Origin of the sequence: Shinella sp. HY16 (assembly GCF_028534175.1) — a bacterium.
GTDB lineage: Bacteria > Pseudomonadota > Alphaproteobacteria > Rhizobiales > Rhizobiaceae > Shinella.
In genome coordinates this window covers 142,240-160,383 of the sequence record NZ_JAHYXL010000006.1, presented here as the reverse complement: position 1 = coordinate 160,383, position 18,144 = coordinate 142,240, and the positions used below count along the sequence as shown (strand labels likewise).

General features: G+C 66.1%; 16 protein-coding genes. 1 reads left to right on the top strand and 15 read right to left on the bottom strand.

What is annotated here, in order from left to right:
- Positions 1–74 precede the first annotated feature (74 nt).
- Complete coding sequence (locus K0P03_RS32415; RefSeq protein ID WP_272791829.1) at positions 75–953, bottom strand: LysR family transcriptional regulator; 879 nt, start codon at positions 951–953, stop codon at positions 75–77.
- Between the two features lie 98 nt (positions 954–1,051).
- Here K0P03_RS32415 and K0P03_RS32410 point away from each other — a divergent pair, with 98 nt between their 5' ends.
- Positions 1,052–1,792 carry a sulfite exporter TauE/SafE family protein gene (locus K0P03_RS32410; RefSeq protein WP_272791828.1) on the top strand — a complete coding sequence of 247 codons (741 nt, stop codon included), beginning with the start codon at positions 1,052–1,054 and terminating at the stop codon, positions 1,790–1,792.
- 12 nt (positions 1,793–1,804) lie between these two features.
- Here the strand turns inward: K0P03_RS32410 and K0P03_RS32405 are convergent, their stop codons facing one another.
- The 14 genes from K0P03_RS32405 to K0P03_RS32340 all read right to left on the bottom strand — a co-directional run bounded on the left by K0P03_RS32405 (position 1,805) and on the right by K0P03_RS32340 (position 18,124).
- A complete protein-coding gene (locus K0P03_RS32405) occupies positions 1,805–3,097 on the bottom strand; it encodes an amidohydrolase family protein (RefSeq protein WP_272791827.1) in 1,293 nt (430 codons plus the stop codon).
- Positions 3,094–4,035, bottom strand: a complete 942-nt coding sequence (locus tag K0P03_RS32400) for an ABC transporter permease (RefSeq protein ID WP_024270625.1) — start codon at positions 4,033–4,035, stop codon at positions 3,094–3,096. Before K0P03_RS32400 ends, K0P03_RS32405 begins: the two co-directional genes overlap by 4 nt.
- Positions 4,036–4,037: 2 nt before the next feature.
- Positions 4,038–5,087, bottom strand: coding sequence for an ABC transporter permease (locus K0P03_RS32395; RefSeq protein WP_272791826.1), 1,050 nt, complete (start codon positions 5,085–5,087; stop codon positions 4,038–4,040).
- A complete protein-coding gene (locus K0P03_RS32390) occupies positions 5,077–6,603 on the bottom strand; it encodes an ABC transporter ATP-binding protein (RefSeq protein WP_272791825.1) in 1,527 nt (508 codons plus the stop codon). The genes K0P03_RS32395 and K0P03_RS32390 overlap by 11 nt, the downstream gene beginning before the upstream one ends.
- A 119-nt stretch (positions 6,604–6,722) precedes the next feature.
- Complete coding sequence (locus K0P03_RS32385) at positions 6,723–7,748, bottom strand: BMP family protein (protein ID WP_272791824.1); 1,026 nt, start codon at positions 7,746–7,748, stop codon at positions 6,723–6,725.
- Between the two features lie 259 nt (positions 7,749–8,007).
- The gene (locus K0P03_RS32380) at positions 8,008–8,808 is read right to left on the bottom strand and encodes an enoyl-CoA hydratase (protein WP_272791823.1); all 801 of its coding nucleotides are present in this window, start codon (positions 8,806–8,808) and stop codon (positions 8,008–8,010) included.
- A gap of 5 nt (positions 8,809–8,813) precedes the next feature.
- Positions 8,814–9,704: a 3-hydroxyisobutyrate dehydrogenase gene (gene mmsB, locus K0P03_RS32375; protein WP_272791822.1), complete on the bottom strand. Its 891-nt coding sequence runs from the start codon at positions 9,702–9,704 to the stop codon at positions 8,814–8,816.
- Complete coding sequence (locus K0P03_RS32370; RefSeq protein ID WP_272791821.1) at positions 9,701–10,771, bottom strand: enoyl-CoA hydratase/isomerase family protein; 1,071 nt, start codon at positions 10,769–10,771, stop codon at positions 9,701–9,703. The genes mmsB and K0P03_RS32370 overlap by 4 nt, the downstream gene beginning before the upstream one ends.
- Positions 10,755–12,143, bottom strand: a complete 1,389-nt coding sequence (gene lpdA, locus K0P03_RS32365) for a dihydrolipoyl dehydrogenase (RefSeq protein ID WP_272791820.1) — start codon at positions 12,141–12,143, stop codon at positions 10,755–10,757. Before lpdA ends, K0P03_RS32370 begins: the two co-directional genes overlap by 17 nt.
- A 4-nt stretch (positions 12,144–12,147) precedes the next feature.
- Complete coding sequence (locus tag K0P03_RS32360) at positions 12,148–13,503, bottom strand: dihydrolipoamide acetyltransferase family protein (RefSeq protein WP_050745062.1); 1,356 nt, start codon at positions 13,501–13,503, stop codon at positions 12,148–12,150.
- A gap of 2 nt (positions 13,504–13,505) precedes the next feature.
- Positions 13,506–14,519: an alpha-ketoacid dehydrogenase subunit beta gene (locus K0P03_RS32355; protein ID WP_050745061.1), complete on the bottom strand. Its 1,014-nt coding sequence runs from the start codon at positions 14,517–14,519 to the stop codon at positions 13,506–13,508.
- A gap of 1 nt (position 14,520) precedes the next feature.
- Positions 14,521–15,753 (bottom strand): 3-methyl-2-oxobutanoate dehydrogenase (2-methylpropanoyl-transferring) subunit alpha, encoded by a 1,233-nt coding sequence (locus K0P03_RS32350; RefSeq protein ID WP_272791819.1) that lies wholly within the window; start codon positions 15,751–15,753, stop codon positions 14,521–14,523.
- Between the two features lie 33 nt (positions 15,754–15,786).
- Positions 15,787–16,914, bottom strand: a complete 1,128-nt coding sequence (locus K0P03_RS32345; protein WP_272791818.1) for an acyl-CoA dehydrogenase family protein — start codon at positions 16,912–16,914, stop codon at positions 15,787–15,789.
- A gap of 22 nt (positions 16,915–16,936) precedes the next feature.
- Entirely contained in the window at positions 16,937–18,124 is a 1,188-nt protein-coding gene (locus K0P03_RS32340; protein WP_050745058.1) for an acetyl-CoA C-acyltransferase, read from the bottom strand.
- Positions 18,125–18,144 lie beyond the last annotated feature (20 nt).

The window sequence follows — 18,144 nt, the reverse complement described above, 5'->3', positions numbered from 1 at the left end:
CGTGGCTCTTCCTGTTGGAGAACGGCAGGGAAGCCCTTGCCTGTCCGATGGCTGCCTGAAAGCACTGGCAAGCGCTACGTGGTCGCCAGATGATCCAGCAGCTTTCGGGCGACGGGATCGAGCGGTCGGGACTGATGAACGCACAACAGCAGGCGACGCGTTGCCCAGGGTGCGCTCAGCCGGACGCAGCGGATCGGCAGGGTGCGCCGGTAGCGCCGGGCCGCAACGTCCGGAAGAATGCCGACCCCGGCGCCAGCGGCCACAAGGCGGCAGATCCCCTCGAAGGTTCGCAGACGGATGCGCATGCGGAGCTTCTGCCCGATCCGAAGGGCCTGCTGATCGATATGGTCCTGCAGTGCACCGGCAAAGCCGATATGGGTCTCGCCGAGCATGTCCGGAAAGGCGATCTGTTTGTGCGTTGCCAGCGGGTGGTCCTGCGGCAGCACCGCGACGAGGCGGTCCACGGCGAAAGGAAATGTCGAAAGCGGACCGGCATCGACGGCATCGGAGACGATGCCGATCTCGGCCAGCCCCCGTGCCACCGCAACCACGGTGTCCCGACTTGGCCGTTCGGAAAGGTCGATATCCACCCGGGGATGGGCCGCAAGCCACGGGGCGAGGCGTTCTGGCAGGAACTCCATCATCGCGGCCGTGTTGGCGAGAACCCGGATCGTCGCCCTCAGCCCGCGCGCATGCTCGGACATGTCCGCATGCATGGTGCCGACCTGGTGCAGCACGAGACGGGCGTGGTGCGCCAGCGTTTCCCCGGCACGGGTCGGCGTCACGCCGCGGCGGCCGCGTTCAAGAAGCAGCACCCCGCCCGAGGCTTCCATATCCCGCAGCCGCTCGCTTGCCGCCGCGACCGAAAGGTTTGCGGCAAGGGCGCCGTGCGTGATGCTGCCGGCCTCCACGATGGCCAGGAAGAGGCGAAGATCGGCTAGGTCAAAGCGCATGTCCGAAGCGTAACACGGATTGTACCTTCGGAAAAACCGGAGGCTGGCGCTGGACCTTCCGGCTTGCGCACCGGGCATGCCCGGACCTAGCTCTCCACATGGACAAGACCGAAATCATCATCGTCGCCGCAACCTTCTTCCTTGCCGGCATCGTCAAGGGCGTCACCGGCATGGGCCTGCCAACCGTCGCGATGGGCGTGCTTGGCGCCCTCATCTCGCCGTTGAGCGCCGCAGCCCTGCTGCTCGTCCCGTCCTTCGTCACCAATCTCTGGCAATTGCTCGCCGGCCCCGGTTTCACGGCCGTCCTTCGCTCCTTGTGGCCGATGATGGCGATGCTTGTCATCGGAACGTTCCTCGGCGCCGGCCTGCTTGCCGGCGGCGACACCAACCGGTCCACCGCAGTGCTCGGCCTCACCCTCGTGGCCTATGTCCTCTATTCCCTTTGCGCCGGGCCAAAACACGTGCCGCGGTCGTGGCAGGCCGTCGCCTCGCCGCTCGTCGGCCTTGCAACCGGCATCGTGACGGGCGCGACCGGCGTGTTCGTCATTCCGGCGGTGCCTTACCTCCAGTCCCTGGGCCTCGGCAGAGACGCGCTGATCCAGGCGCTCGGCCTTTCCTTCACCGTCTCGACGATTGCCCTTGCCCTCGCGCTCGGTCTGCACGGCGCGCTGCCAGCCGGTAGCCTGCTGCCTTCACTCCTCGCCGTCGCGCCCGCCCTGGCCGGCATGGGGATAGGACAGGGAATCCGGCGGCACATCCACCCGGCAACCTTCCGCCGGGGTTTCCTTGTCTGCCTGCTTTTGCTGGGTTGCGAGATGGCACTCCGGCCATTCCGGTGACGAAGCCTCTTTCTACCGCGCTTGTGGCGGCACGATGTGGCGACGGTTGATGCTTGCCGGGCGCCCCTTGATGGACAGGGTGGTGTCGCGCTTTTCGCGCTCGGCAACAACCTTGCCCTTCGAGACGACGCAGAGTCGCTCGGCACGCAGGCGCACTGCCTCGATGGGATTGCCCGCATCGAGCACGACAAGGCTTGCCGATTTGCCGACGGCGAGGCCGAGGTGATCGAGGCCCATGATCTCGGCATTGACCCGCGTCACCATGTCGAAGCAGGCGCGCATGTCCGCGGGCGACGACATCTGGGCGACGTGCAGTCCCATGAAGGCGACATCCAGCATGTCGGCAGTGCCGAGCGAATACCAGGGGTCGAGCACGCAGTCCTGGCCCCAGCCGACACGGATGCCGGCCTTCAACATCTCCGGCACGCGCGTCATGCCGCGACGCTTCGGGTAGGTGTCATGCCGGCCCTGCAACATGATGTTGATGAGCGGGTTGGGAATCGCCGACACACCCGCCTCGGCGATCAGCGGCAGCAGCTTCGAGACGTAGTAATTGTCCATCGAGTGCATCGAGGTGAGATGCGAGCCGGCCACCCGGCCCTGCAGGCCGAGGCGCTGGGTCTCGTAGGCGAGCTGCTCGATGTGGCGGGAGAGCGGATCGTCGGTCTCGTCACAATGCAGGTCGACCATCAGGCCGCGCTCGGCCGCGATCGCGCAGAGGTCGGTGACCGACCGCGTACCGTCCGCCATGGTGCGCTCGAAATGCGGGATTCCGCCGACGACATCGACGCCCATGTCGAGGGCGCGGATGGTGTTTTCACGCGCGTTGGGCGCGCGGTAGAGACCGTCCTGCGGGAAGGCGACGAGCTGGAGGTCGATATAGGGCGCTATCTCACGCTTGACCTCGAGCAGGGCTTCCACGGCCAGCAGACGGTCGTCGCAGGTATCGACATGGGTGCGGATGGCGAGCAGGCCCATGGACACCGCCCAGTCGCAATAGGCAAGCGCACGCTCCTTGACGGCCTCGTGGGTCAGCAGCGGCTTGAGCTCCCCCCAGAGCGCAATGCCTTCGAGCAGCGTGCCCGAGGCGTTGATGCGCGGCAGCCCGTAGGAGAGCGTCGCATCCATATGGAAATGCGGATCGACAAAGGGTTGGCTGACGAGATTGCCCGACGCATCAACGACACGGCCGGCTTCGGCGTCGATACGTGGCTCGATTGCGGCGATCACCTCGCCCTTGATGCCGATATCGGCGACGGTTCCGTCGGGCAGCGTGCCACCCTTGACGATCAGGTCGAAGCTCATCTTTCGCCTTTCTGGTATGGGATCATCAAAGCCTTGGGATAGGTGGCGCGCCGCGCCACCAGGATCAGCGCCAGGATCGACAGTGCATAGGGCATCATCAGGAAGACCTGGTAGGGCACGATGCCGCCCGATATCTGCTGCAGGCGGATCTGATAGGCGTCGAAGGCGGCAAACAGGATGGCGCCGACCAGCGCCTTGCCCGGCCGCCAGGAGCCGAAGACGACAAGCGCGATGCAGATCCAGCCGCGGCCGTTGATCATCTCGAAGAAGAACGAGTTGAACGCCGACATGGTCAGGAAGGCGCCGCCGACCGCCATCAGCGCGCTGCCGGCGACGACGGCCCCCATGCGGATGCCGGTGACCGAAATACCCTGCGCCTCCACGGCCGACGGGTTTTCTCCAGCCGCGCGCACGGCAAGGCCGACAGGCGTGCGATAGAGAACCCAGGTGACGAGCACGACCGCAAGGAAGGCGAGATAGGTCAGCGGTGTCTGCGTGAACAGCGCCTCGCCGAGCACGGGGATGTTCGACAGGCCGGGGATCGCCAGCGGCTGGAACGGCTCGATCTTCGGCGGCGAGGTCACCTCCGGCAATACGAGGCGATAGGTGAAATAGGTCAAGCTGGTCGCCAGCAGCGTGACGCCGATGCCGACGACATGCTGCGACAGACCGAGCGGCACGGTGAGCGTGGCATGCAGCAGACCGAACAGCGCGCCGGCAAGGGCCGCCACAAGCACGCCGGCCCACAGGTCGCCGCCGCTGTAGACCGTGAACCAGCCGGCGAAAGCGCCGACAGTCATGATGCCTTCGATACCGAGATTGAGCACGCCGGCGCGTTCGCAGATCAGTTCGCCCATGGTCGCGAAGATCAGCGGCGATGCGATGCGCACGACGGCGACCCAGAAGGAGGCGGTGAAGAGGATTTCAAGCGCGTCCATCATCACCTCCACCTGATCCTGTAGCGCGTCAGAAGGATCGCCACCACCATCGTCAAAAGCGAGGTGGCCACCATGACGTCGGCGATGTAGCTCGGCACCTTGGCGGCGCGGCTCATCGCATCGGCACCGACGAAGATGCCGGCGACGAAGATGGCCGAAGCGACGACGCCGAGCGGATTGAGCATCGCCAGCATGGCGACGACGATGCCGGTATAGCCGTAGCCAGCCGACAGATCGAGCGTCAGGTTGCCCTTGAGCCCGGACACTTCGGAAAAGCCCGCAAGTGCAGCCAGCCCGCCGGAGAGCAAGGCCGTCTTCATCAGCACAAGGTTGACCGGAATGCCGACGAAACGCGCGCCTTCGGGATTGTGGCCGACGGCGCGCATCTCGTAGCCGAGCTTGGTCTTCGTCGTGATGACCCACACCACGACGGCCGCGATGATTGCGATGACGAAGCCGAGATGCAGACGCTTGCCCTGGATGAGGCGCGGCAGCTGCGCCTCCGCGATGACCTTCTGGGACTGTGGCCAGCCCAGCCCCATCGGGTCTTTCAGCACGCCTTCCAGCAGCATCGACACGAAGAGCAGGACGATGAAGTTCAAAAGCAGCGTGGTGACCACCTCGTCGACGCCGAAGCGCGTCTTCAGCACGGCCGGGCCGAGCAGCAGCAGCGCACCGGCCGCCATCGCCGCCGCCATGAGCACCGGAATCAGGATGACCGACGGCAGGGGCAGGGCGCCGGTTCCCAGCACCACGGTGACCACGCCGCCAATATAGAGCTGCGCTTCAGCGCCGATGTTCCAGAGCTTGGCGCGGAAGGCGACGGCGACGGCAAGGCCTGTGAAGATCAGCGGCGTCGCGCGCGTCAGGGTTTCCAGCAGCGCAAATTGCGAGCCGGCTGCGCCCCGCGCGACCAGGTAGAAAACCGAGAGCGGCGACGCGCCGGCCGCCAGAACCAGAAGAGAGACCAGCAGCAGCGTGGCGAGGATGGCGGCCAGCGGGAACAGCAGGGTGACCGCCAGCGTCGGCGCGGGTTTCGGCTCAAGCCGCATCGCTGCGCTCCCCGCTGTGGCCGGCCATCAGCTCCCCGAGCTCGCGAATGCTGCGCTCGCCGCGGGCGGAGGGTGTCGACAGGCGCCCCTTGGACATGACGATGATGCGATCGGACAAGGCCAGGATTTCCTCGAGATCTTCCGAAATCAGCAGGACGGCCGCGCCGCGTTCCCGCGCCGCGAGCAGCATGCTGTGGACATAGGCGACGGCGCCGACATCAAGGCCGCGCGTCGGCTGGCTGGCCAGGATGACAGCGGGTTCCGGATCGAGCGCTCGGCCCAGGATGAGCTTCTGCATGTTGCCACCCGACAACAGGCGTATGCGCGCCTCAGGCGAGGGACACTTCACATCGTAGTCGGCGATGATCTTCTCGGCGAAGCGACGGGCGGCCTTCCAGTCGAGAAACCCCATGCGGCTGAAGCGCGCACTGCCGTAGCGCTCGGCGATCACATTCTCGGTGACGCTCATGTCGCCGATGGTGCCGACCGCATGGCGGTCTTCCGGGATACGCGCCACGCCATGGTCGAGCGCGACGCGCGGCGACCAGCCGGCCACGTCCTGCCCGGCGACGGAAATGCGGCCGCCGGTCGCGCGCTGGGTGCCGGCGATGAGCGCTGCAAGGGCCGCCTGGCCATTGCCGGAAACGCCGGCAAGGCCGGTGATCTCGCCGGCCCTCAGGGTAAGCGATATGTCGTCGAGCGCAGCCCCGTTGTAGGGCGTGGTGGAGACGCGTTCGAGCGCCAGCAGCGGCGCCCCGACATTGGCCGGGCTGACCTCCGTCGGCTTCACCTCCTGGCCGACCATGAGGGCCGCCAGCGCCTTGCGATCGGTCGATGCCGTTTCGCGTTCGCCGACAAGCTGGCCTGCGCGCAGCACCAGCACACGATCGCTGACGGCCATCACTTCATGCAGCTTGTGGGAGATGAAGATGATCGACAAGCCCCTGGCGACGAGCAGCTTCAAGGTTCGAAACAGCGCATCGGTTTCGGCCGGGGTCAAGACGGCGGTCGGCTCGTCGAGGATCAGGATACGGGCGTCGCGATAGAGCGCCTTGAGGATTTCGACACGCTGGCGCTCGCCAACCGAAAGCGTGGAGACGGTGGCTGCAGGATCGACGGCAAGGCCGAAATCGGCGGAGAGCTGCGCAATGCGTGTCCGCGCCAGCGCTCTGTCGAGCCGCGCCCGCCAGAGGCTTTGCGTGCCCAGCGCGATGTTCTCCTGCACCGTCATGTTGTCGGCAAGGGTGAAATGCTGGTGCACCATTCCGATGCCGGCATCCAGCGCAGCGCGCGGATCACCCGGCGGCAGCGGCCCGCCAAAGGCCTCGACGGTTCCAGCGTCGGCGACATAGTGGCCGAAGAGAATGTTCATCAGCGTCGTCTTGCCGGCACCGTTCTCGCCGAGCAGCGCGATGACCTCGCCACGCTTCAGATCGAAGGAAATGCCGTCATTGGCCCGGAGGGAACCGAAACGCTTGCTGATGCCGGAAAGACGGAGGACGGGTGTATCGGACACGTTGGTAACCGGGCGCGGGTTTTAAGGGCTGTTCTGCTCACAGGGAGGCGTGATGGCGGCAAGGGAAAACATCCTCTGCCGCCAGCCATGTCGCCCCGCGATCGTCAGAACGCGGAACGCTAGCTCGATTTCGGCTCTGCGTCGTTGATCTCGACCGTGAACGAACCGTCCTTGATCGCCTTTTCCTTCTCGGCGATCTTCGCCTTCACGTCGTCGGGAACCTTGGCATCGAAGGTGCCGAGCGGCGCGAGCGAACAGCCGCCGTTCTTCATGAAGGAGTAGACGCCGTAGTCGTCCGCCTTGAAGGCGCCGGCCTTCACTTCCGCGATCGCCTTGTCCAGCGTCGGTTCGAAATGCCACAGCGCGGAGGCGACCACGGTTTCCGGATAGTCCGCCTGGGTATCGATGACATTGCCGATGGCCAGGACCTCCTTTTCCTTGGCCGCGTCGGACACGCCGAAACGCTCCGCATAGAGCAGGTCCGCTCCGCCATCGATCTGGGCGAAGGCGGTCTCCTTGGCCTTGGGTGGATCGAACCACGAGCCGATGAACGCGATCTGGAACTTGGTATCCGGGGCCACCTCTTTCACGCCCGCCATGAAGGCGTTCATCAGGCGGTTGACCTCGGGGATCGGATAGCCGCCGACCATGCCGATGTTCTTCGACTTGGTCATCGCGCCGGCAACAAGACCGGAGAGGTAGGAAGCGTCCTGGATGTAGTTGTCGAAAACCGAGAAGTTCGGCACGGCGGCATCGGGCTTGAAGCTGGAGCCCATCAGGAAGGCGACGTCCGGATAATCCTTGGCGACGGCACGGGCGGCGTCCTCCACGCCGAAGACCTCTCCCAGGATCAGCTTGTGGCCGGCTTCGCAATATTCGCGCATGACGCGCTCATAATCGTTGTTGGCGGTATTCTCCGAATAGACATATTCGATGTCCCCGCGCTCCTTGGCGGCATTGGCCGCCTTGTGGATGCGGCTGACCCACTGCTGCTCGACCGGAACGGTATAGATGGCCGCGACCTTGAGCGGATCGGCGGCGAACACGCGGCCCGGCAGGCCTGCGGCCGCAACCGCCGCGGACGCACCGGCGACCTTGATCAGGGTTCGTCTGGAAATGCCGAAATTGAATGGATTGCGATGCATTCGATTCCCCTTTGGCTTATCGCGCAATTCATTGAAAAGCGTCTTTTTTTACCACTTGGTCAACATAGGTGAAATCTCTCGCTGCGGCAATTGGGCGCAGCTGAAAGTTCACGGCATGCGGCCTGGCGCACCCGTCACTGCCCCGGCACGACACCGGGTTTCGCTTCAGCGAGCTTGCCGCCTTGTCCGAACGGCACCACCAGCCCGGAGCGTTGCTCGCCGGACTGCCGAACATGCGGTAATGCTGATGATGGTGTGCTTACTTGCCGACGAAGGTCGGCCTGCGCTTCTCGACGAAGGCGGCCATGCCTTCCTTCTGGTCCGCCGTTGCGAACAGCGCATGGAAAAGCCGCCGCTCGAAGGCGATCCCGTCACGCAGGCCCGTTTCGAGCGCACGGTCCACCGCCTCGCGGGCGGCCATCGCCGCCGCCTTTCCATAGGTGGCGATCGTCTCGGCCGCGGCGAGCGTCTCCTCCATCAGCCTGTCAGACGCGATCACCCGGGAAACGAGGCCCGCCCGTTCCGCCTCCACCGCGTCCATCATCCGGCCGGTGAGGATGAGATCCATCGCCTTCGCCTTGCCGACGAGCCTCGTCAGCCGCTGTGTTCCGCCCATGCCGGGGATCACGCCAAGCTTGATCTCCGGCTGGCCGAACACGGCCGTATCGGCGGCAAAAATCATATCGCACATCATGGCCAGCTCGCAGCCACCGCCGAGCGCATAACCGGAGACCGCAGCAATTTTCGGCGTGCGCAGCGCAGCGAACCGTTCCCAGGCGGCAAAAAAGTCCTCGCTGTACATCTCGGCGAAGGACTTGTCGGCCATCTCCTTGATATCGGCACCCGCGGCAAAGGCCTTTTCCGAGCCGCGGATAACGAAACAGCCGACGCCGGGGTCGCGATCGAGCGCGGCAAGATCATCGGCAAGTGCAAGCATGATTTCGGAATTCAGCGCGTTGCGAGCCGCCGGCCGGTTCAGCGTTGCGATGACGACGCGGCCCTGCCGTTCGACGATAACAGGTTGCTCCACCCCAGCCACTCCCTCGATGATCGATGCCATGTCCGCTACCTTGTCTCCGTCTCGTCCCGCAACATGTTGATGATGGCGGAAAAATCCTTGCCGCCGAACCCTTCGTCGGCAAATCTCTGATAGAGCGCCGCCGCCGTGGCGCCGAGTGGTGTCATCGCGCCGGCATCTGTTGCTGCTGCCTGCGAGAGCTTCAGATCCTTCAGCATCAGCGCCGCGGCAAAGCCAGGTTCGTAGTCACGATTGGCCGGCGAGCCGGGGACGGGCCCGGGCACCGGGCAATAGGTCGTCAGCGACCAGCATTGGCCCGAGGAGACGGAGGCAACGTCGAACAGCGCCTGGTGCGTGAGACCCAGCTGCTCGCCGAGCACGAAGGCCTCGCCCACGGCGATCATGCTGATGCCGAGGATCATGTTGTTGCAGATTTTTGCCGCCTGGCCGGCGGAGGCGCCGCCGCAGTGGATGATCTTCTTGCCCATCGCCTCGAACACCGTTTTTGCGCCGGCAAAGACCGCCGCATCCCCGCCCACCATGAAGGTGAGCGTGCCGGCCGTGGCCCCGCCGGTGCCGCCGGAAACGGGTGCATCGAGCGCCGGGCAACCATGTGTCTCGGCGAGCGCGTGGGCCTTGCGGGCGCTGTCCATGTCGATGGTCGAGCAGTCGATGAGCAACGTGCCCGAGGGCACGATGGCAACCAGCTCCTGCCAGACGGAAAGCACATGCGCACCCGCCGGCAGCATGGTGATCACGATGCCGGCGCCGGAAACGGCCTCCGCGACCGAGGCGACGGTCGATATCCCATTTTCCCGGGCGAGCTCCAGCGAGGCGGCCGTCAGGTCGAAACCGCGCACATTGTGGCCGGCTTTCACGAGGTTTGCGGCCATCGGGCCGCCCATATGGCCAAGACCGATGAAGGCGATAGGGCTCATAGGCGTTCTCCTTTCCCTGCATCCACAACGAAGAGCGGCTTTGCCGACGGTTCGAAGAAGGCGGCGACATGCTCGGCAGTGACGTCATCCAATCGCGCCGGGCGCCACTGCGGATTGCGGTCCTTGTCAATGACGGCGGCCCGGACACCCTCGTAGAAATCATGACTGCGCAGAACGGCCGCCGTGGCGGCGAACTCCCGTTCGAGGCAGGCTTCAAGCGACGGCGCCTGCCTCGCGAGGCGGAGCAGGCGGAGCGTCACCTTCAGGCTGAGCGGTGATTTCGTCCGCAAAACGCCGAGCGTCTTTTCCGCAAAAGCCGATCCGTCCTGCGCCAGCGCCTTCAGGATGTCCTCAATCGTATCGAAGGTAAAAAGCCGATCGATCAGGGGTTGCTGCGCGGCGACGCTTGCGGGCGGCGGCGTTTGCGAGAAGGTGGCAATCGTTGCCGGCACATCGGGCTGGCGGGAGAGCGCTTCGGCCAGCTCCGGCAGGCGCTCTGAAGGAACGTAGCTGTCGGCGAGGCCGAAGGCGATGGCGTCGGCGGCGGCCAGCGGTTCGCCGGTCAATCCGGCATAGGTGCCGAGTTCGTTCTTCCCGCGTGTGAGGAACCACGACGCGCCAACGTCCGGGAAGAAGCCGATGCCCGTTTCGGGCATGGCGAAGCGGGTGCGCTCGGTGACGATGCGGTGGCTGGCATAGACGGAAACGCCGACCCCGCCGCCCATGACGATGCCGTCCATGAAGGCGACGAAGGGTTTTTGCAGCCGGTTCAGGCGGGCGTTCAGGCGATATTCCTCGCGCCAGAAATCGCCGGGCTCCGGGGAGCCGGTCTTGCCGCCCTCGTAGATCATGCGGATATCGCCGCCCGCGCACAGCCCGCGCTCGCCCTCGCCGGTGAGAAGCACGGCGGTGACGTCGGGATCGACCTCGAAGGCGTCCAGCGCCCTGTCGATGTCGCGGATCATCGGGAGAGTCAGGCTGTTGAGCGCCTTCGGCCGGTTGAGCCGGATGCGGCCGAGCGCGCCGGTGCGATCGACGAGGGTTTGCGGTTCAGATGTGGAGGGCATGGCCGAGGGCTTTCAATGCGGCTTCCTGCAAGCCTTCGCTGCGGGTCGGGTGGGCGTGGATCGTGCCGGCGACGTCCTCCAGCCGCGCGCCCATTTCGAGTGCCAGCGAGAAGGCGCTGGAAAGCTCCGAGACACCAGCGCCGACCGCCTGAAGACCGAGCAGCAGGTTGGTGTCCGCCCGCGCCACGGCGCGGACGAAACCGTCTTCCGATTGGGTGGTCATGGCGCGGCCGTTGGCGTTGAACGGGAAGAGGCCGACACGGATGTCGTAGCCCTGCGCGCGGGCCTCGTCGGGCGAAAGGCCGGCGGTGACGATTTCCGGATCGGTGAAGCAGACGGCAGGGATGGCGCGTTTGTCCCAGGCGCGCTTGCGGCCGGCGACGATCTCGGCGACCATCTCGCCCTGCGCCATGGCGCGGTGCGCCAGCATCGGCTCGCCGGTAACATCGCCGATCGCGTAGACGCCGCGCATCGAGGTGCGGCAGCGCTCATCGATGCGGATGAACCGGCGGGCGCGGTCGAGATCGAGGTCTTCGAGGCCCCAGCCCTCCGTGCGCGGTCGGCGGCCTACGGTGACCAGAACCTTGTCCGCTGCAATCTGTTTTTCCGCGCCGGATGCGGTTTCGATCACCAGCGCCTCGCCGGAAAAACCTTTCGCCTTGACGCCGGTCAGCACGCTGACGCCGAGATCGGCGAGGCGTTTTGCGACCGGCTTGACGAGTTCGGCGTCATACTGCGGCAGGATCTGCGGCATGGCCTCGACCACCGTCACCTCCGCGCCCAGCTTGGCGAAGGCCGTGCCGAGTTCGAGACCGATATAACCGCCGCCGACCACGGCGAGTTTTTGCGGCACGCTTTGCAGCGACAGCGCCTCGGTGGAGGAGAGGATCGCGCCGCCGAAGGGCAGCGCGGGCAGTTCGACCGGTTCGGAGCCGGTGGCGATGACCACCGTCTCGGCGCGGATGAGCTGGGTGCCGGTCTCCGTCTCCACCTCGACGGTCTTGCCGTCGCGGAACCGCGCCTCGCCATGCACGATCTTCACCTTGGCCTTGCGCAAGAGGCCGAGCACGCCGCTATTCAGCCGGCCGACGATGCCGTCTTTCCAGCGGACGGTCTGGGCAAGGTCCAGCTTCGGCGCTTCGACCGTGATACCGAGCGCGTTGGGGGCCGTCATATGGCGCACCTTGTCGAATTCCTCCGCCGCATGGATCAGCGCCTTGGAGGGGATGCAGCCGACATTGAGGCAGGTGCCGCCGGCCTTGGCCTTTTCGACGATGACCGTATCGAGGCCGAGCTGGCCGGCGCGGATGGCGCAGATATAGCCGCCGGGGCCTGCGCCGATGACAAGAAGCTTGCAGACGATCTCTTTCATGTCATCAGCCTTCGATGAAGATCAGTGCGGGGGTTTCGAGCAAAGCCTTGATGCGCTGGACGAACACCGCCGCATCCCAGCCGTCGACGATGCGGTGGTCGAAGCTCGACGACAGGTTCATCATCTTGCGCGGAATGAACTGCACGCCGTCCCAGACCGGCCGGGTCAGGATCTTGTTGACCCCGACGATCGCCACTTCCGGGTGGTTGATGATCGGCGTCGTGACGATGCCGCCGAGCGCGCCGAGCGAGGTGATGGTGATGGTGGAGCCGGAGAGTTCCTCGCGCGCGGCCGTGCCGTTGCGGGCGGCGTCGGCGAGGCGCGTCAATTCGGCGGCGCTGTCCCAGATCGTCCGCGCCTCGGCATGGCGCACGACCGGCACCGTCAGGCCGGCCGGCGTCTGCGTGGCGATGCCGATATGGACGGCGCTGTGGCGGGTGATGATGCCGGCATCGTCGTCGAAGGTAGCGTTGACGCCCGGCTGTTCGCCCAGCGTCTTGACCAGCGCCCGCATCAGGAAGGGCAGGATGGTCAGTTTTTGCTGGTCGGGCTTGCGGCCGGCGTTCATCGTCGCGCGCAGGTCTTCGAGGTCGGTGACATCCACCTCCTCGACATAGGTGATGTGGGGGATGCGGGCGCTGGCAAGCCGCATCTTTTCCGCGATGCGGCGGCGAAGGCCGGTGACCTTGATTTCCTCCGTCGCAGTCTTGCGGGCAAGGCCGGCCGGCGCGGCGACGGGCTGTGCGCCGCGCGCAACAAACTGGTCGAGGTCGTCATGGGTGATGCGGCCGGCCGGGCCGGTGGCCGATACCTGCCGCAGATCGACGCCGGCCTCCTGTGCGCGCAGCCGCACGGCGGGCGAGGCGAGCGGCCTTGTCTCCACCGTCGAGGTCTTCCCCTTCTCCCCGGCGGGGAGAAGGTGGCCCCCCCGGGTCTTGCCGGAGGCGAGCCCCAGGACAGGCTCCGGGCCGGATGAGGGGGGCGGCTGGCTCGGTGCGGGGGAAGATACCCCCTCATCCGCCCTTCGGGCACCTTCTCCCCGCTGGGGAGAAGGGAGAGGCTGCCGCGCCTCTTCCGTTACGCTCTCATTCTCGCTTTCACCACCGCTCTCGCCCTCCCCAGCCACAGCGATGCGCAGCAGCGGCGCTTTCACGGCCACCGTGTCGCCGATCTCTGCGCCGAGCCACAGCACCGTGCCATTGACCGGCGAGGGAATCTCCACCGTCGCCTTGTCGGTCATCACGGCGGCGAGCACCATGTCCTCGCGCACCGGATCGCCCGGCTTGACGTGCCATTCGACCAGCTCGGCCTCCGCCACGCCCTCGCCCACATCGGGCATCTTGATGACGAACTCGCCCATCCTCAGCCCTCCATCACTTCTTTGAGCGCCCGGCCGACGCGGGCAGGCCCCGGAAAATAGTCCCATTCCTGCGCATGCGGATAGGGCGTGTCCCAGCCCGTCACGCGCACCACCGGCGCTTCGAGGCTGTAGAAGCAATACTCTTGAACCAGCGACACGACCTCCGCGCCGAAGCCCGACGTGAGCGTCGCCTCGTGCACGACGACGCAGCGGCCGGTCTTCTTCACCGATTGCACGATGGTGTCGAGATCGAGCGGCAGCAGGCTGCGCAGGTCGATCACCTCGGCGTCGATCCCCGTCTCCTCGGCCGCGGCGAGCGCCACATGCACCATCGTGCCATAGGCGACGACGGTGACCGCGCCGCCCGGCCGGCGGATCTCCGCCTTGCCGATGGGGATGGTGTAGTGCCCCTCCGGCACCTCGCCGAGATCGTGCTTCGACCAGGGCGTGACCGGCTTTTCATGATGGCCGTCGAAGGGGCCGTTGTAGAGGCGTTTCGGTTCGAGGAACATCACCGGGTCCGGGTCCTCGATGGCGGCGATCAAGAGGCCCTTGGCGTCGTAGGGATTGGAGGGCACGACCACCTTCAGCCCGCAGACATGGGTGAAAAGCGCTTCCGGGCTCTGGCTGTGCGTCTGGCCGCCAAAAATGCCGCCGCCGGTCGGCATGCGCACCACGATGGGGCAGGTGAAATCGCCGTTGGAGCGATAGCGGATGCGCGCCGCCTCCTGCGTGATCTGATCATAGGCCGGATACATATAGTCGGCGAACTGGATCTCGACACAGGGTTTCAGCCCGTAGGCCGCCATGCCGATGGCCGTGCCGAGGATGCCGGATTCGTTGATCGGCGCGTCGAAGCAGCGTGTCTTGCCGTATTTCGCCTGCAAGCCCTGCGTCGCGCGAAAAACGCCGCCGAAATAGCCGACGTCCTCGCCGAAGACGACCACATCGTCGTCGCGTCCCATCGAGACGTCCATGGCGCTGCGCACGGCCTCGATCATCGTCATTCTTGCCATGTCAGTATCCTGCCTTCTGCCGCTGGCGGCGGATATGGGCGGGCATTTCCGCATAGACGCCCTCGAAAATATCGCGCACCGAGGGTTTTCCCCCGGCATGCAGCGTGCCGTGGCTTTCGGCCTGTTTCTGCGCCTGGATCACCTCGTCGAGGATTTCCGCCTCGGCCTGCGTGTGGCGCTCCTCCGACCAGACGCCGCGCACGATGAGGTGCTTCTTCAGCCGGAGGACGGGATCGCCGAGCGGCCACGCCTCGGATTCCGTCTTCGGGCGATAGGCGCTCGGATCGTCCGAGGTGGAATGCGCGCCGACGCGGTAGGTGACGTATTCGATCAGCGTGGGCCCAAGATTGCGCCGCGCCCGCTCGGCCGCCCACTTCGCGACGGCGTAGACGGCGAGATAATCGTTGCCGTCGACGCGCAGCGCCGGGATGCCAAAGCCGAGACCGCGGGCCGCAAACGTGCCGGAGCCGCCGCGGGCGATGCCCTGGAAGGTCGAGATGGCCCACTGGTTGTTGACGATGTTGAGGATGACCGGGGCCTTGTAGGTGGAGGCGAAGACGAGGGCGGAGTGGAAATCGGATTCGGCCGTCGAGCCGTCGCCGATCCACGCCGCCGCGATCTTGGTGTCCTTCTTGATCGCCGAGGCCATGGCCCAGCCGACGGCCTGCACATATTGCGTGGCGAGGTTGCCGGAGATGGTGAAGAAGCCGTGCGCCTTCGAGGAATACATGATCGGCAATTGCCGGCCGCGCAACGGGTCCGCCTCGTTCGAGTAGATCTGGTTCATCATCTCGACCATCGGATAGTCGTCGGCGATGAGCAGCCCCGCCTGCCGGTAGGTCGGGAAATTCATGTCGCCCTTCTCCAGCGCCTTGCGGAAGGCGGAAGCGACCGCCTCCTCGCCGAGATGCTGCATGTAGAAGGAGGTTTTCCCCTGCCGCTGCGCCATCACCATGCGGGCGTCGAAGGCGCGCAGCTTCATCATGTTGCGCAGGCCCGTCAGCAGCTCCTCGTCGGAGAGCAGCCCGGCCCAGGGGCCGACCGCCTCACCCTCGCGATTGAGCACGCGGATGATGGAATAGGCGAGATCGCGGATATCCTCCGGCGCGACATCGACCGCCGGCCGGGGCACCGAGCCCGCCTTGGCGATCTTGACGCTGGAGAAATCCGGCTGGCCGCCCGGCCGGACCGCCGGCTCGGGGACGTGCAGGCTCAGATGCGGAACCTCGGTCATGCCCTGTCGTACCTCCCTTGTCGGCTGTCGCCGTTATAGATTGCGCGCGATGACGATGCGCTGGACGTCGCTCGTTCCCTCGTAGATCTGGCAGATGCGCACGTCGCGATAGATGCGCTCAACCGGGTAATCCGCCATGTAGCCGTAGCCGCCATGGATCTGGATCGCATCGGAGCAGACCTTTTCCGCCATTTCCGACGCGAACAGCTTTGCCATCGAGGCTTCGGTGAGGCAGGGCAGCCCCTCCTCCTTCAGCGCTGCGGCATGCAGCACCATCTGGCGCGCCACCTCGATCCGCGTCGCCATGTCGGCGAGCCGGAAGGCGACGGCCTGATGCTCGATGATCGGCGCACCGAAGGCCGTACGCTCGCGGGCGTAATCGCGCGCGGCCTCGAAGGCCGCCCGCGCCATGCCGACGGACTGCGATGCGATGCCGATGCGCCCGCCTTCGAGGTTCGACAGCGCGATGCGATACCCCTCCCCCTCCCCGCCGAGCCGGTTTTCGGCGGGAATGCGCATGCCGCTGAAGGCGATCTGGCAGGTGTCGGAAGAATGCAGGCCGAGCTTCTCCTCCACGCGCACGACCTCGTAGCCGGGCGTATCGGTCGGCACGAGGAAGGCGGAAATGCCCTTCTTGCCGGCATCGGGATCGGTGACGGCGAAGACGATGATGAGGTTGCCGTTCTTGCCCGAGGTGATGAACTGTTTCGCGCCGTCGATGACGTAGTGATCGCCGTCGCGGCGGGCGCGCGTCTTGAGGTTCGAGGCGTCGGAGCCGGCCTGCGGCTCGGTCAACGCAAAGCCGCCGATCCATTCGCCAGAGGCGAGCTTCGGCAGGAAGCGCTCTTTCTGCGCCTCCGTGCCGTATTTCAGGATCGGCACGCAGCCGACGGAACTGTGCACGCTCATGATGGTCGAGCAGGGGCCATCACCGGCGGCGATTTCTTCCAGCGCCACGGCATAGGCGACCGCGCCCGTCTCCGAGCCGCCATAGGCTTCCGGCACCAGCATGCCGAGGAAGCCGAGTTCGCCCATTTCCGCCAACGCCTCGCGCGGAAAACGGCTCTGCCTGTCGCGCTCCGCCGCGCCCGGAGCCAGCCGCTCGCGGGCAAAATCCCGCGCCATGTCGCGAATCTGGGCCTGCTGTTCCGTCAGGATCATGTCCGGTCTCCCCCCAAACCGTTCAGTGCCGTTCGATCGCCACCGCCGTCGCCTCGCCGCCGCCGATGCAGAGCGTCGCCATGCCGCGCTTCAGATCGTAGCGTTGCAGCGCGGCGAGCAGCGTGACGAGCACGCGCGCGCCGGATGCGCCGATCGGGTGGCCGAGCGCACACGCGCCGCCGTGCACGTTCACCTTCTCGTGCGGCAGGTCGAGATCGCGCATCGCCGCCATGGCGACGACGGCGAAAGCCTCGTTGATCTCGAACAGGTCGACATCGGCAAAATTCCAGCCGGTGCGCTCGCCGAGCTTTTTGAGCGCGCCAATCGGCGCGGTCGCGAAAAGATTGGGCGCTTGCGCATGCGTGGCATGGCCGACGATGGTGGCGAGCGGCGCAAATCCCTCGCGCTCGGCCTGCGAACGCCGCATCAGCACCAGCGCCGCCGCGCCGTCGGAAATCGAGGAGGCGTTGGCCGCCGTCACCGTGCCGCCTTCGCGGAAAGCCGGTTTCAGCGTCGGGATTTTTTCCAGTTTCGCCTTGCCGGGCTGCTCGTCACGGCTGACGACCGTTTCCGACCGTCCGGCCTTGACGGTGACCGGAACGATCTCGCCATCGAAAGCGCCGCTCTCGATGGCGTCGCGGGCGCGGCTGAGCGAGGTCACGGCATAATCGTCCTGCGCGGGGCGGGTGAACTGGTAGGCTTCGGCGCAGTCCTCCGCAAACGTGCCCATCAGGCGGCCCTTGTCATAGGCGTCCTCCAGCCCGTCGAGGAACATATGGTCGATGACGCGGCCATGGCCGAGCCGGTAGCCGCCGCGCGCCCGGTCGAGCAGATAGGGCGCATTCGTCATGCTCTCCATGCCGCCGGCGACGGCGACCGAGGCGCTGCCGGCCGCGATGAGATCGTGCGCCAGCATGACGGCCTTCATGCCCGAGCCGCACATCTTGTTGACGGTGGTGGCCCCGGCGGCGAAGGGCAGGCCCGCGCCGATGGCCGCCTGCCGGGCCGGCGCTTGCCCCTGACCGGCCGGCAGCACACAGCCGAACACCGTCTCCTCGACAGTCTCCGGGCTGACGCCGCTGCGCTCCAGCGCCGCGCGGATCGCGGCCGCGCCGAGTTCCGGCGCGGTGGCGTCCCGGAGATCGCCCTGAAAACCGCCCATCGGCGTGCGGGCCGAACCGACGATGACGATGGGATCCTGCAACATCATATCGAAACCTCCCGAATCCG